Source organism: Actinomadura meyerae (assembly GCF_900188445.1).
Lineage (GTDB): Bacteria > Actinomycetota > Actinomycetes > Streptosporangiales > Streptosporangiaceae > Spirillospora > Spirillospora meyerae.
Genome location: NZ_FZOR01000034.1, coordinates 15715 through 31026 on the forward strand (window position 1 = coordinate 15715; position 15312 = coordinate 31026).

The 15312-nt window shown below is 73.1% G+C and carries 11 protein-coding genes; all 11 read right to left on the minus strand.

Annotated features, from left to right (window positions below; all coding sequences use genetic code 11):
- Positions 1 to 22: 22 nt before the first annotated feature.
- Complete coding sequence (locus CHF16_RS28480) at positions 23 to 1285, minus strand: glutamate-5-semialdehyde dehydrogenase (protein WP_089329281.1); 1263 nt, start codon at positions 1283 to 1285, stop codon at positions 23 to 25.
- A gap of 14 nt (positions 1286 to 1299) precedes the next feature.
- Complete coding sequence (gene proB / locus CHF16_RS28485) at positions 1300 to 2406, minus strand: glutamate 5-kinase (RefSeq protein WP_089329224.1); 1107 nt, start codon at positions 2404 to 2406, stop codon at positions 1300 to 1302.
- Positions 2407 to 2425: 19 nt separating this feature from the next.
- Positions 2426 to 3823 carry a GTPase ObgE gene (gene obgE / locus CHF16_RS28490; RefSeq protein WP_089329225.1) on the minus strand — a complete coding sequence of 466 codons (1398 nt, stop codon included), beginning with the start codon at positions 3821 to 3823 and terminating at the stop codon, positions 2426 to 2428.
- A 91-nt stretch (positions 3824 to 3914) separates the two neighbouring features.
- Positions 3915 to 4172: a 50S ribosomal protein L27 gene (rpmA, locus tag CHF16_RS28495; protein ID WP_089329226.1), complete on the minus strand. Its 258-nt coding sequence runs from the start codon at positions 4170 to 4172 to the stop codon at positions 3915 to 3917.
- Between the two features lie 14 nt (positions 4173 to 4186).
- Positions 4187 to 4501 (minus strand): 50S ribosomal protein L21, encoded by a 315-nt coding sequence (rplU, locus tag CHF16_RS28500; protein ID WP_089329227.1) that lies wholly within the window; start codon positions 4499 to 4501, stop codon positions 4187 to 4189.
- Between the two features lie 309 nt (positions 4502 to 4810).
- Complete coding sequence (locus CHF16_RS28505; protein WP_089329228.1) at positions 4811 to 8110, minus strand: Rne/Rng family ribonuclease; 3300 nt, start codon at positions 8108 to 8110, stop codon at positions 4811 to 4813.
- A gap of 207 nt (positions 8111 to 8317) precedes the next feature.
- Entirely contained in the window at positions 8318 to 9175 is an 858-nt protein-coding gene (locus tag CHF16_RS28510; RefSeq protein WP_089329229.1) for a TIGR03936 family radical SAM-associated protein, read from the minus strand.
- Between the two features lie 254 nt (positions 9176 to 9429).
- Positions 9430 to 11352: a TIGR03960 family B12-binding radical SAM protein gene (locus tag CHF16_RS28515; RefSeq protein WP_089329230.1), complete on the minus strand. Its 1923-nt coding sequence runs from the start codon at positions 11350 to 11352 to the stop codon at positions 9430 to 9432.
- Positions 11353 to 11434: 82 nt separating this feature from the next.
- Positions 11435 to 12619 carry a rod shape-determining protein RodA gene (rodA, locus tag CHF16_RS28520; protein WP_179271742.1) on the minus strand — a complete coding sequence of 395 codons (1185 nt, stop codon included), beginning with the start codon at positions 12617 to 12619 and terminating at the stop codon, positions 11435 to 11437.
- Entirely contained in the window at positions 12616 to 14715 is a 2100-nt protein-coding gene (mrdA, locus tag CHF16_RS28525; RefSeq protein WP_089329231.1) for a penicillin-binding protein 2, read from the minus strand. Before mrdA ends, rodA begins: the two co-directional genes overlap by 4 nt.
- Entirely contained in the window at positions 14712 to 15311 is a 600-nt protein-coding gene (gene mreD, locus CHF16_RS28530) for a rod shape-determining protein MreD (RefSeq protein ID WP_089329232.1), read from the minus strand. The genes mrdA and mreD overlap by 4 nt, the downstream gene beginning before the upstream one ends.
- Position 15312: the final 1 nt, after the last annotated feature.

Sequence of the window (15312 nt, forward strand, 5' to 3'; positions counted from 1 at the left end):
AATTGTCACAACTTGGACGGGGTCAGCCGCGGGTGTGGCCCTCACCGGTCACGACGTACTTGGTGGACGTCAGCTCCGGCAGCCCCATCGGGCCGCGCGCGTGCAGCTTCTGCGTCGAGATGCCGATCTCCGCGCCGAAGCCGAACTCCTCGCCGTCGGTGAAGCGGGTCGAGGCGTTCACCATCACGGCGGCCGAGTCGACCAGCGACACGAAGCGCTTCGCGGCCGGCTGCGACGCCGTCACGATCGCCTCGGTGTGCCCGGACCCGTACGTGCGGATGTGCGCGACGGCGTCCTCCAGGGAGTCGACCACGCGGGCGGCGATGTCGAGCGACAGGTACTCGGCGTACCAGTCGTCCTCCCCCGCCTCCACGACGTCGTCGCCGTAGGAGCGGATCCGGTCGTCGCCGTGGACGGTGACCCCGGCGGCCCTGAGCGCCTCAAGCGCGCGCGGGACGAACGCGTCGGCGATGTCGGCGTGCACCAGGAACGTCTCCGCCGCGTTGCACACCGACGGGCGCTGCGTCTTGGCGTTCAGCAGGATCTCGACGGCCATGTCCACGTCGGCGGCGGCGTCCACGTACACGGCGCAGTTCCCGACGCCCGTCTCGATGACGGGGACGGTCGACTCCTCGACCACCGAGTTGATCAGCGAGGCGCCGCCGCGCGGGATCAGCACGTCCACCAGGCCGCGTGCCCGCATCAGGTGCTTCACCGACTCGCGGGACGTCCCCGGCACGAGCTGCACCGCGTCCGAGGGGACCTCGGTGTCGGCGAGCGCGCCCTGCATCACCTGGACCAGCATCGTGTTCGAGTCGTGCGCGGACGACGAGCCGCGCAGCATCGCCACGTTCCCGCTCTTCAGGCACAGCGCCGCGGCGTCCACGGTCACGTTCGGGCGGCCCTCGTAGATCATCCCGACGACGCCGAGCGGCACCCGCACCTGCCGCAGCTCCAGCCCGTTCGGCAGCACGCTCCCGCGCACCGTCTCCCCCACCGGGTCGGGCAGCGCGGCGACCTTGCGGACCGCCTCGGCGATCGCGGCGATCCGCTCCTCCGACAGGCTCAGCCGGTCGATCATGTACTCGGAGGTGCCGTTCTCGCGGGCCCGCGCGACATCGGACCCGTTCGCCTTGACGATCTCCGGGGCGGCGGCGACCAGCGCGTCCGCGATCCGGTGCAGGGCCGCGTCCTTCGCCGCCCGCGGCAGCGGCGCCAGCCCGGCCGCCGCCTCCCTGGCGCGCCGCGCCACCCGCAGGAACTCCTCGCGCTCACCGTCGCCCATCGCACGCTCCTCGCTCATTTGAGAACCACCAGATGATCGCGGTGGATTATCTCGCGTTCGTACTCCGCGCCCAGCTCCCGGGCCAGCCAGCGCGTCGAGCGCCCCATCAGCTCCGGGATCTCCGACGCGTCGTAGTTCACCAGGCCGCGCGCGACGACGCGGCCGTCCGGGTCGCACAGGTCGACCGGGTCGCCGGCGGCGAAGTCGCCGTCCACGCCCGTCACCCCGGCCGGGAGCAGCGACTTGCGGCGCCGCACCACCGCCTCGACGGCGCCGGCGTCCAGCGTGACGCGGCCCTGGCCGGTGGTGGCGTGCGCGAGCCACAGGTTCCGCGTCGACATGCGGCGCCCCTCGGCCGGGTGGAACAGCGTGCCGACCCGGTCCCCGGCGAGCGCGTGCGCGGCGGACGCGGCGTTCGTCAGCACCACCGGGATGCCAGCGATGCGGGCCGCCTCCACCTTGGTGACCATGCCGCCCGTCCCGACGCGCCCGGACCGGCCGAGCTCGACGCCCTTCAGGTCGTCGGGGCCGCGGACGTCGTCGACGCGGCGGGCGCCGGGCCGGCGCGGGTCGCCGGTGTAGAGGGCGTCGACGTCCGAGAGCAGGACCAGCGCGTCCGCGCGGATCAGGTGGGCGACCAGCGCCGCGAGCCGGTCGTTGTCGCCGAACCGGATCTCGTCGGTGGCGACGGTGTCGTTCTCGTTCACGATCGGCAGGATCCCCAGCGCGAGGAGCTGCCCCAGCGTGCGCTGCGCGTTGCGGTGGTGCGAGCGGCGCATCATGTCGTCGGCGGTGAGCAGCACCTGCCCGACCGTCAGCCCGTACCGGGCGAAGGACGAGGTGTACCGGGCGAACAGCAGGCCCTGCCCGACGCTCGCCGCCGCCTGCTGGGTAGCGAGGTCGCCGGGGCGGCGGGTCAGCCCGAGCGGGCCGAGCCCCGCCGCGATCGCGCCGGACGACACGAACACGATCTCGGTGCCGTCGGCGCGGCGCGCGGCGAGGACGTCCACCAGCGCGTCGATGCGGTTCGCGTCGATCGTGCCGCCCGGCGTCGTCAGCGACGACGAGCCCGCCTTCACCACGATCCGGCGGGCCTTGGCGATCTCCTCGCGCTCGCTCACGATTCCCGGACCTCCCGCCTCACAGCCGGCCGTCGAGGCGGCGGTCGGTGCCGCGCGGTCCCATCGCGGCCTCGCCGGCGGGGACGTCCGGCTCCCAGTCGAACACGATCGAGTCGTCGGCGGTGCCGATCAGCACCGTGGCGCCCGCGTCGGCGCCCGCCTCCGCGAGGGCCTCCTCCACGCCGAGCCGGGCGAGCCGGTCCGCGAGGTAGCCGACGGCCTCCTCGTTGGCGAAGTCGGTCTGCCGCAGCCACCGGACGGGCTTGGTCCCGGTGATCAGGTAGGTGTTGTCGCCGAGGTCCTTGACCTCGAAGTCGGTGTCGCCGCCGACCGGCTCCGGCCGGATCACGATGCGGGTCGGCTCAGCGGGCGGCAGCGACGCGCGGAACTCCGCGACCATCGCGGCCATCGCGAACGACAGCTCCCGCAGGCCCTCGTGCGTCGCCGCCGACACCTCGAACACCCGCAGCCCGCGCGCCTCGAACTCGGGCCGGACCATCTCGGCGAGGTCGCGGCCGTCCGGGACGTCGACCTTGTTCAGCACCACGATGCGGGGCCGGTCCGACAGCGGCCGGTCGCCGAGCACCCGGTCGTAGGCCCGCAGCTCGCGCTCGATGACCTCGAAGTCGCTGAGCGGGTCGCGGTTCGGCTCCATCGTCGCGCAGTCGAGCACGTGCGCGAGGGTGGACGAGCGCTCGATGTGGCGCAGGAAGTCCAGGCCGAGGCCGCGGCCCTCGCTGGCGCCCTCGATCAGGCCCGGGACGTCCGCGACCGTGAACGTCGTGTCGCCGGCGCTGACCACGCCCAGGTTCGGGATCAGCGTGGTGAACGGGTAGTCGGCGATCTTCGGCTTCGCGGCCGACAGCGCGGCGATCAGCGACGACTTGCCCGCGCTCGGGAACCCGACGAGCGCGACGTCGGCGACGCTCTTCAACTCCAGGACCACGTCCCGGGCCTCGCCCGGCTCGCCGAGCAGCGCGAATCCGGGCGCCTTGCGCTTGGCGGACGCCAGCGCCGCGTTCCCGAGCCCGCCGTTGCCGCCCTTCGCGACCACGTACCGGGTGCCCTCGCCGACCAGGTCGGCCAGCACCCGGTCGCCCTCCTTCACGACCGTGCCGTCCGGGACGGGCAGCACGACGTCGGCGCCGTCCGCGCCGGTCCGCATGCTGCCCTGCCCCTGCCTGCCGTTCCCGGCCTTGCGGTGCGGGCGCCGGTGGTACTCCAGCAGGCTCGCGGCGTTGGAGTCGACGACCAGGACGACGTCGCCGCCGCGCCCGCCGTTCGCGCCGTCCGGCCCGCCGAGCGGCTTGAACTTCTCCCGGTGGATCGAGGCGCAGCCGTTGCCGCCGTTGCCCGCCGCGACGTGCACCACCACCCGGTCGACGAACTGCGCGCCCGATCCCGCTCCTGCGGCCACGGTGACTCTCCTCGGTGAAACCTGCTGAAAAAGGCGAAGGGACGGACCGTCGAACGGTCCGCCCCTTCGAAACGTCTGGAACCCAGGCGGACTATTCCGCCGGCGGGACGATGCTCACCGCGTTGCGCCCGCGGTAGCGGCGGAACTGCACCGCACCCGCGACCAGCGCGAACAGCGTGTCGTCGCCGCCGCGGCCGACGCCCGGGCCGGGGTGGAAGTGGGTGCCGCGCTGCCGGACGATGATCTCGCCCGCGTTGACGACCTGGCCGCCGAAGCGCTTCACGCCGAGGCGCTTGGCGTTGGAGTCGCGACCGTTGCGGCTGGACGATGCGCCCTTCTTGTGTGCCATGAGACCGCTCTCCCTTACTTCCCGGCCTTGATACCGGTGATCTTGACCTCGGTGTACGGCTGGCGGTGGCCCATCCGCCGCTTGTACCCGGTCTTGTTCCGGTAGTGCATGATGTTGATCTTCGGGCCCTTGACCGCGCCGAGGATCTCGGCGGTCACCTCGTAGCGTGCGAGGTCGGCCGAGCCGCTGACGACGTTGTCGCCGTCCACGACGAGCACCGCCGGGAACGTGACGGTCGAGCCGACCTCACCGGCCAGCTTGTCGACGGTCAGCACGTCGTCGACGGCGACCTTCTCCTGCCTGCCGCCTGCGCGGACAATCGCGTACACCGCGGAAACCTCTCGTCTGCGCGCGCTTCCGGACTGAACCGGTCCCACGCGTGGCTTACCAGCCCCCGGATGGGGGCCTACCCCCGGCACCGGGCCGAGGGCGGCACGCCAGGAGAACCTGGCGCTCTCTGCTTGCCCTCACCGGATCGGCGAGGTGAGCACCGAACGGACCCCGGACGGGGTTCGCGGTGCGAGTTGGAGTGACGCGCCTACGACGCGCCGAAGTACAAGGGTACCGGATGCCCTGACCGCAACGCGAACGCGCGCGGCCAGGGCGTCCGGCCCCGTCAGTCGTGCCTCGCCGACCCGTCAGTCGTCCGAGGACTCGCCGACGTCGGCGGTGGCGCGGGTGCGCCGGGTGCGCCGCCGCCGGGCGGCCGGCTCGGGCTCGGGCTCGCCGCCGGTCTCGGTGGAGCCGGTCTCGGTGGAGCCGGTCTCGGCGGGCGCGGAGCCGTTGGCCTCGGCCGCCGCACCGTCCGCCGGGGCGTCCACCGCTTCCTCCGGCGCGGCCGGCGCGGAGCCGTTCAGCTCGCCGCCGGACGGCTCGGCGCCGTTCCTGGTCACCGAGACGGGCTCGGCGGCGTCCAGGCTGCCGGGGCCCGCGTCGGCCGCCTCCGCGGCGGCCTCGGCGGCCTCCACGGCGGCCTGGACCGGGGACTCGTCGATCTCGGGCGGCGGGCCCGCCGGACGCTTGGCCGGGCCCGACTTCTTCGCCCGGGACCGGGACGGCTCGGCCTTGGCCTTGGCCTCAGCGGCGGGCGCGGGTTCCGGCTTCGGCTCGGGCTCCCGCTCCTTCGGCTTGGCCTCCTGCTGGGAGAGCTTCTCCTCGACGGCCTTCTCGACCTCGCCCTTGCGCTTGCGGCGGCGGCCGCTCTCCTTGCCGGCCGCCTTGTCTGGCTTGGGCTCGACCGGCGTCAGCTGGACGTGGATGCCGCGGCCGTTGCAGCACTCGCAGGTCTCCGAGAACGCCTCCAGCAGGCCCTGCCCGACCCGCTTGCGGGTCATCTGGACCAGGCCCAGCGAGGTGACCTCGGCGACCTGGTGCTTGGTACGGTCCCGCGACAGGCACTCGACGAGGCGGCGGAGCACCAGGTCGCGGTTGCTCTCCAGCACCATGTCGATGAAGTCGATCACGACGATGCCGCCGATGTCGCGGAGCCGGAGCTGGCGGACGATCTCCTCGGCCGCCTCCAGGTTGTTGCGGGTGACGGTCTCCTCCAGGTTGCCGCCCTGGCCGGTGAACTTGCCGGTGTTGACGTCGATGACCGTCATGGCCTCGGTCTTGTCGATCACCAGCGAGCCGCCGGACGGCAGCCACACCTTGCGGTCGAGGGCCTTGGCGATCTGCTCGTCGATGCGGAACGCCGACAGGGCGTCCTGGTCGCCCGTCCAGCGCTCGACGCGGTCGGCGAGGTGCGGCGCCACGTACTCGACGTACTCGGAGACGGTGTCCCAGGCCTCGGCGCCGGACACCACCAGCTTGGAGAAGTCCTCGTTGAAGATGTCGCGGATGACGCGGATCGTCAGGTCGGGCTCGCCGTACAGCAGCGACGGAGCCGAGGCCGTCTTGACCTTCTTCTGGATGTTGTCCCACTGCGCCGCCAGGCGCGACACGTCGCGGGAGAGCTCCTCCTCCGTGGCGCCCTCGGCGGCGGTCCGGACGATCACGCCGGCGTTGTCCGGCATGACCTTCTTCAGGATCGACTTGAGGCGGCTGCGCTCCTTGTCGGGGAGCTTGCGGCTGATGCCGGTCATCGAGCCGTCCGGCACGTACACGAGGTAGCGGCCGGGCAGCGAGACCTGGCTGGTGAGGCGGGCGCCCTTGTGGCCGAGCGGGTCCTTGGTGACCTGGACGAGCACCGACTGGCCGGACTTCAGCGCCGACTCGATGCGGCGCGGCTGGCCCTCCAGCCCGGAGGCGTCCCAGTTGACCTCGCCCGCGTACAGGACGGCGTTGCGGCCCTTGCCGATGTCGACGAACGCCGCCTCCATCGACGGCAGGACGTTCTGGACCTTGCCCAGGTAGACGTTGCCCACGTACGACTGGTGCGTGGCGCGGTTGACGTAGTGCTCGACGAGGACGTCGTCCTCCAGGACGGCGATCTGGGTGCGCTCGCCCTCCTGCCGGACGACCATGACCCGCTCGACCGACTCGCGGCGGGCCAGGAACTCCGCCTCGGTGATCACCGGCGGGCGGCGGCGGCCCTGCTCGCGGCCCTCGCGGCGGCGCTGCTTCTTGGCCTCCAGCCGGGTCGAGCCGCGCACCGAGCGCACCTCGTCCTCGGCGGCGGCGCGCTCCTCGCGGGCCGTGCGGACGTGCACGACGGTGTTCGGCGGGTCGTCGGCGTCGGCGCCGTTCTCGCCGTCGCCGCCGGAGCGGCGCCTGCGGCGGCGCCGGCGGCGGCTGGTGCCGGACTGGGCCTCGCCGTCGTCCTCGTCGTCGGCGGCCTCCTGCTCGGCCTCCTCCGCCTTGGGCTCCTTGTCCTTGTCCTTGTCCTTCTTGGCGGCCTTGGCGGACCGGGTGCTCTTGGCGCCCTTGCCGGCCTTGGGCTGCTCTTCCTTGGCCGGCTCCTCGGCCTCGGGCTCCTCGGCCTGCGCCTCGTCGTCGGCGCCCTCGCGGCCCCGGCCGCGGCCCCGGCCGCCGCGGCGGCGGCGCCGCCGGGACGGGCGGTCCTCGGAGTCGTCCTCGGCTTCGGGGCCGTGGTCGTGGTCGTCGTCGCCGGTGTCGCGCTCGGCGGCGGGCTGCTGCTCCGGCTCGTCCTTGGGACGGGCGGGCGCCTCGGCCTTCGGCTGCGGCGGCTGGAAGACGACCATCGGGGGCTGGAACGTCACGCCGGGGATGCCGACGCCGCTCGCGGGCTCGGTGTCGGACACCTGCTCGGGCGGCACCTCGGCGCCCGCGACCGGCACGGCGGGGATCTCCGGCACCGGCGGGACGGCGGGCGGCTCGGCGGCGGCCGCCGCGCGGCGGCGGGTGCGGGTGCGCGTGCGGGGCGCGGGGGGCTCCTCGGCGTCCGCCTCGGGCTCGGGGGTGGCCTCCGGGGAGGTCTCGGCGCCGGTCAGGGGGACGGGCGCGGGCGTCTCGGCGGCGGCCTTCGCGCCGCGGGCGCGGGTGCGGGTCCGGGTGCGCTTCGGCGGCTCGGGAGCCTCCTCGGCGACCGGCTCCGCGGGCTCGGACGCGGTCTCGGACTCAGGCTCGGTCTCGGACGCGGCCTCGGACGCGGCCTCCGGGGCGGACTCGGGCTCGGGGGCGGCCTCGGCCGCCGGGGCAGGCTCGGGAGCGGGCTCGGCCCGGGGGGCGGGCTCCTCGGTCTCCGCGACCGCGGCCTCGGGCTCTTCCTCTTCGGCCTCGACCTCAGCGGCCTCGGCTTCCACGGCCTCGGCGGGCTCCGGCTCCTCGCTCGCGGGCTCCTCGGCCTCGGCCGCGGGGGGCCGCGCGGGGGTCTCGTCCACCTCGGGCGGCGGACCGGCGGGCCGGCTCGCCCGGCGGGGGCGCGAGCTCACCCCGGCGCCCTGCTCCACCGCGCTCCCGTTCGCGGCGCTCCCGTTCTGGGTCGTCTCGTCATCGGTGCCGTCGGCCGCGGCCGAATCGACTTCGTTCTCAAGCATGCGGGCAATCTCCCGTCAGGCTCCCGGGCGCGTCCGCCCGTCCCGCCCGGGGGCGGATCGGGGCGGTGCGCCGCGCGGGAGCACCTCGTCAGTCATCGGCGTCGTCACGGCCGGACGGAGGTCCGGACACGACGACGAAGTCGTCGGGGGCGCGCCAGACGTACCCTGCGGGACCGGTTCCGTGCTCCCACGGCTTCGGTCCCCCGGTCAGGCGCTGACGGCATCCGCGCTCGCGGCGTCCCCGGGCTGCGGCCGCACAGGGCCGCGGGCCGTCTCGGCGTCGTCGCCGGACGGCAGGCCGATCTCCCGGTCGGGATCCAGGGGATCCGCGAGGCCACCGGTGTCCGCGTCGAGGGGCCCCTGCGCCAGCCTGATCACCAGCGGTGGTGACGGCGGCGCGAGGTCGGCGACCTGGCGCAGTCCGGTGAGGATGTCGTCGGGTCGTACGGCCGGTGTGGAATGCCGAACAACCATTCGAAGTATCGCACAAGGGGCATCCGCCGCCTCAGCGGCGCGCCGGTCCAGCTCACACGCGGACACGGCGGCGCGCACGTCGAAACGGCGCCGTCCCTTCTTCGTGAGGCGTTCCACCTCGATGACCGGGGCGGCCATGAAGGCGGCCACGGCGGCGGCGGCGTCGCCCTCGGGCACGCCGTCCAGCCTGATCCGCCATTCGGACGCCTGGAGCCGATCGGCGAACGCGCCCGGCTTCACCGGTGCGTCGCCGCGGCCCGCCCGGACCGGCACGACATCGAGGATGTCGAGCCCGGGGGGCAGGGCCGCGTCCAGATCGGCCCGGATCCGCGCAGGGTCGCGGGTCTCGGTGAGCCCGATCTCGAGGTATTCCGCCTCACTGGCCACCCCTGTCGCCGCCGCACCCGCGTACGAGATCTTCGGGTGGGGGGTGAATCCGCCGCTGAACGCGACAGGGATCCCGGCGCGCCTGACGGCGCGTTCCACGGCCCGGGAAATGTCGCGGTGGCTCGTGAACCGCAGCCTGCCCCGCTTGGCGTAGCGGACGCGCAGTCGCTGGGTCACGGGGGCCGGCGCCGGACCCTCCGGCATGGGTGCCAGGGTTCTGGTCCTTCCTACTCGTGTCGAGTCGAAAAACTAGGTCTCCCTATAGAGTACGGGTCCCCGAGCATCGTTCGGCCAAGCACGGGTGCCGCAACTCCCGGACCGCCGCTGCTCAGGGCGGTCCCGCAACCGCTTCCGGACACCCGGAAAGCCGCGCGGGTCGCCCGCGTCCGGGCCCCGGACCAGCGGGAGCCTCGGACCGGCGTGAAGCTCGGACGGGCGGAGCCTCAGACCACGGAGCCTCAGACCACGGAGAGCGGCAGCAGCTTCTTTCCGGTGGGGCCGATCTGGATCTCGGTGCCCATCGTGGGGCACACGCCGCAGTCGTAGCAGGGCGTCCAGCGGCAGTCCTCGACCTCGGTCTCGTCGATCGCGTCCTGCCAGTCCTGCCAGAGCCACTCGCGGTCGAGCCCGGCGTCGAGGTGGTCCCAGGGCAGGACCTCGACCTCGTCGCGCTCGCGGACGGTGTACCAGGCGAGGTCGACGGGCTCGCCGGCGAGCGCCCGCTCGGCGCAGGACGTCCAGCGCTCGAAGGAGAAGTGCTCGCTCCAGCCGTCGAACCGGCCGCCGTCCTCCCAGACCGCGCGGATGACCTTGCCCACCCGCCGGTCGCCGCGCGACAGCAGGCCCTCGATGATGGACGGCTGCCCGTCGTGGTAGCGCAGGCCGATGGCGCGGCCGTACTCCTTGTCGCCGCGCAGGGCGTCCCTGAGGGCGCGCAGGCGCCGGTCGACGGTCTCGTGGTCGCACTGCGCGGCCCACTGGAACGGGGTGTGCGGCTTGGGCACGAACCCGCCGATGGACACGGTGCAGCGGATGTCCTTGCGGCCGGTGGCCTCCCGCCCCGCCTGGATGACCCGCTTGGCCATGCCGGCGATGGCGAGGACGTCCTCGTCCTCCTCGGTGGGCAGCCCGCACATGAAGTAGAGCTTGACCTGCCGCCAGCCGTTCTCGTAGGCGGTGCTGACGGTGCGGATCAGGTCGTCCTCGGTGACCATCTTGTTGATCACCTTGCGCATCCGCTCGGAGCCGCCCTCCGGCGCGAACGTCAGGCCGGAGCGCCGGCCGCCGCGGGAGAACTCGTTGGCGAGCGTGATGTTGAAGGCGTCCACCCGGGTGGACGGCAGCGACAGCGAGGTGTTGGTGCCCTCGTAGCGGTCGGCGAGGCCCTTGGCGACGTCGCCGATCTCGCTGTGGTCGGCGCTGGACAGGCTGAGCAGGCCGACCTCCTGGAAGCCGGACTCCTTCAGGCCCTGCTCGACCATGTTCCCGATCGTGGTGATCGACCGCTCCCGCACCGGGCGGGTGATCATCCCGGCCTGGCAGAACCGGCAGCCGCGGGTGCAGCCGCGGAAGATCTCCACGCTGAACCGCTCGTGCACGGTCTCGGCGAGCGGGACGAGCGGCTTCTTCGGGTAGGGCCACTGGTCGAGGTCCATGACGGTGTGCTTCTCGATCCGCCACGGAACCCCCGGGCGGTTCGGCGCGACCCGCTGGATGCGGCCGTCGGGCAGGTACGTCACGTCGTAGAAGCGCGGCACGTACACGCCCCCGGTGGCGGCGAGCCGCATGAGCAGCTCGTCGCGGCCGCCCGGCGCACCCTCGGCCTTCCACTCGCGGATGATCTCGGTGATGCCGAGCGCGATCTCCTCGCCGTCGCCGAGCACGGCGGCGTCGATGAAGTCGGCGATCGGCTCGGGGTTGAACGCCGCGTGCCCGCCCGCGATCACGATCGGGTGGGCGTCCGTGCGCTCGGCGGCCTCCAGCGGGATGCCCGCGAGGTCGAGCGCGGTGAGCAGGTTGGTGTAGCCGAGCTCGGTGGAGAACGACACTCCCAGCACGTCGAACGCGGCGACCGGGCGGTGCGCGTCCACGGTGAACTGCGGGATGCCGTGCTCGCGCATGACGGCCTCCATGTCGGGCCAGACCGAGTAGGTCCGCTCCGCGAGGACGCCGTCGCGCTCGTTCAGGATCTCGTAGAGGATCTGGACGCCCTGGTTCGGCTGCCCGACCTCGTAGGCGTCGGGGTACATCAGCGCCCACCGGACGTCCGCCCCGTCCCAGTCCTTGAGCTGGGAGTTCAGCTCGCCGCCAACGTACTGAATCGGCTTCTGCACGCTCGGGAGCAGCGGCTCCAGGCGCGGGAAGAGCGACTCGACCGGCATGACGGAACCCTCCGTGCTGGGGACGTGGGGATGAAGCGTCCAGCCTACGCGGTGGCGGCGCCCTGTTCGAACCCGCCGGTGCTCAGTCGAACGCCCGGCGGCGCACGTGGACGGCCTGCAGCAGCCCGAACGCGATCATGTTCGCGAAGGTCGCGGAGCCGCCGTAGGACACGAACGGCAGCGGCAGCCCGGTGATCGGCATGATCCCGATCGTCATCCCGACGTTCTCGAACGTCTGGAACCCGAGCCAGCACACGACGCCGGTCGCGACGAGCGTGCCGAACAGGTCGGCGGCCTGGGTGGCGATGCGCAGCCCGCGCCACAGCACCACGCCGAGCAGCACGACGATGATCGCGGCGCCGACGAAGCCGAGCTCCTCCCCCGCGACCGTGAAGATGAAGTCGGTCTGCTGCTCGGGGACGAAGTGGCCGCCGGTCTGCTCGCCCTGGAACAGCCCCTTGCCGAACGCGCCGCCCGACCCGATCGCGATCCGGGCCTGCTGGGCGTTGTAGCCGGCGCCGCGCGGGTCGGCCTCGGGGTTCAGGAACGCGGTGAACCGGGCGATCTGGTAGTCCTCCAGCAGCCCGAAGAAGTAGACGGCGGCGGCCGCGGCGACCCCGCCGCCGACCAGCCCGAACAGCCAGCGCTTCTGCGCCCCGGAGATGGCCAGCATGCCGAGCACGACCGCGATGAACACCAGCGTGGTGCCGAGGTCGGGCTGGAGCATGATCAGCACCCCGGGCACCCCGGCCAGGACGAGCGCGAGCAGCACGTCCCGGCGGCCCGGCCCGATCTCGCCGTCCCGCGGCTCCCCGAGGATCATCGCGAGCAGCACGACGAGCCCGACCTTCGCGAACTCCGACGGCTGCACCTGGAACCCGCCGCCGAGCACGATCCACGAGTGCGACCCGTTGATCGTCGAGCCGAGCGGGGTCAGCACGGCGAGCAGCCCGACGCACGCCACCCCGTACAGGATCGGGACGTAGGCGCGCAGGAGCCGGTAGTCCAGGACGGTGACGACGCCGCCGAGCACGAACCCGATGATCAGGTTGAGAATGTGCCGCTTGACGAAGCTCTCCGGGTCCTTGCCCTGCTCGGTGAGCAGGTGGAACGTCGCCGAGCGCACCAGCAGCGCGCCGACCAGCGACAGCGCCAGCACGGCGAGGAACAGCGGCCAGTCGAGGCGGCGCAGCCCGGCCAGGCGGGTCTGCCAGGTCCGCCGCGCCGCGTACGCCTCGACGCTCCCCACGCCCGAACCGGTGATCACGGGGCGGCCCCCGACGCCGGCGCCTTCGCCGGCTCGGACAGAACCGGCGCCTTCGGCAGCTCGGACGGCAGCTTGCCGTCCTTGAGCAGCGGCTTGCGGTCCTTGGTGCCGTACATGGCCTCCCAGATCTCCCGGACGGCCGGGGCGGAGGTGGAGGCACCGAAACCGCCCTGCGAGACCATCGCGACGACCGCGAAGCGCGGGTCCTTCACCGGGCCGAACGAGGCGAACCAGGAGGAGTCCTGCTTGCCGTAGACCTCCGCGGTACCGGTCTTGCCGCCCACGTCGACGCGCTTGAAGTCGAACCCGTTGAACGCGCCCGCCGCGGTGCCGTCCTTGGTCACGTCGGCGAGGGCGTTGCGGATGTACTTCAGCACCTTGGGGTCGACCGGCAGCTTCTTCGGCTTCGGGGGCTCGATCCGGCGGACGACCGTGCCGTCCGGCCGCACGACGGCGACGCCGACCCGCGGCACGACCAGCTTGCCGCCGTTGGCGACGGCCGCGTAGGCGCGGACGAGCTGCAGCGGCGTCACCAGGACGTTGCCCTGCCCGACGGAGAAGTTCGCCGCGTCACCGGGGCGCCAGACGTAGCCCTCGGTGCAGTTCTCGGTCGCGACGGCCTTCAGGTAGGCGGCGCGCGCCGGGTCGGTCTTGGCGACCTGCGGGTAGCCCTCCTTGGCGCCCTTGCAGTTGGCGGCCTTGGTGGCCTCCCAGTAGTCCTTCTTCCACTTGCGGTCGGGGATGCGGCCGGCGCTCTCCTCGGGCAGGTCGACACCGGTCTTGGTTCCGAACCCGTACTCGCGGGCCATGTCCACCATGGAGTCCCTGACGTTGGGCTTGGGGTGCATCCCGCCGTCGCGCTGCCACTCCAGGTAGGCGAACCGGTAGAACACCGTGTCGCACGACTTCACCAGCGCGGTGTGCAGCGTCATCGGCCCGTACCCGGTGCCTCCGGCGTTGCTGAACGGCCGGTTCCCGACGTTGTAGGAGCCGGGGCACGGGTAGATGCCCTTCAGGCTGGCCCCCTCCTTCACGGCGGCGGACACCGAGGAGATCTTGAAGGTGGAGCCGGGCGCGAACTGGCCCTGGGTGACCCGGGAGGTCAGCGGCTCGCCGTTCTTCTTGCCGAGCAGCGCGTCGTACTTCTCCTGCGAGATGCCGCCGGTCCAGATCGACGGGTCGTAGGTCGGGTAGCTGGCCATCGCGACCAGGCGGCCGGTGCGGACGTCCATCACGACCGCGGCGCCGGCGTCGGCCGGGTGGCCGCCCTTGCGCGCGGCGTCGATCGCGTGCTTGAGCGCCTTCTCCGCCGCGCCCTGCACCCCGGCGTCGATGCTGGTGACGAGGTTGTCGCCGGGGACCGCCTGCCGCTCCTCCGCGGTGCCGGTGACGCGGCCCTGGCTGTCGACGAGGACCCGGCGGTACCCGGGCTCGCCGCGCAGCGCCGCGTCGTACTGCGCCTCCAGCCCGGCGCGGCCGACGAGGTCGACGCCGCTGTACCCGGTGACCTTCAGGCCCTTGCGCTTGTCGAGCTCCTCCTGCGTGACGGGCTGCAGGTAGCCGAGGACCTGCGCGGCGCCCGCCCCGTCCGGCTCCGGGTAGTCGCGGACGGCCTGGATCTGCGCGGTGACGCCGGGGAACTCCTCCTGCCGCTCCATGATCTGCAGGGCGCGCTTCGGGTCGACGTGGTCCTCGACGGGGATCGGCTGGTACGGCGAGCCGGGCCAGCAGGGCCGCTTGACGGTCGGCGAGCACAGCCGGATCCGCTTGGACATCTCGTCCTTGCTCGTCCCGAGGACGGCCGCGAGGCGCTTCAGCACGGCCTCGCCGCCGTCCTTCTGCCGCGACAGCGTGGTGCGGTCGACCGACACGACCAGCGCGCTGCGGTTGCGGACGAGCGGCTTGCCGCGGACGTCCATGATCATGCCGCGGACGGCGGGGACGACGATGTCGCGGGTGCGGTTCTGCGCGGCGATGCCCCGGTAGTGCTCGCTCTCCAGCACCTGCAGGGTCCACATGCGGCCGACCAGGACCAGCAGCAGCGCACCGACGAGCACGTACAGGACGACGAGGCGGAAGTGGGTCCTGGGGTTCACAGGGCGCCGCCCCGCCCGGACATCGCGCGGTAGCGGGCGGCGGGCACGGCGAGGCGGTCGCCGCGCGAGCGCTCGCCGCTCTCGTAGCGCCGGGTGGCGCGCAGCACCGCCCACACCACGAACGGGCTGGCGATGATGTCGTAGAGGACCTGAAGCGGGACCATCCGCGACACGGTCCCCCACTCGGCGCGGGGGTCGCCGAGGATCATCCCGGTCGCCGCGTACAGCACGGTCCCGGCGAGGGCGCCGGCGGCGACGGCGAAGAACGGGACGACGGACTGGCGGTCCATCTCGGCGGACGCGACGCCGCACAGGTAGCCGATGAGGCAGTAGACGAGCGCGTACCGGCCGATGGTGTGGTCGGCGGGCGGGATGATGTCGGCGGCGAGGCCGGCGAGGAACCCGGTGACCATGCCGGTCATCGACCCGGCGACGAGCGCCAGCGCCACGACGGCCAGCAGCACCAGGTCGGGCTGCACGCCGCCGGGCAGCGGCAGCCGGTTGGCCACCGACACCTGCAGGATCAGCGTCACGGCGATCACCAGCGCGGCCACCGCGGTGCGGCCGGCCGGCGACGCCTCGGGTGGGTTCAGCAAC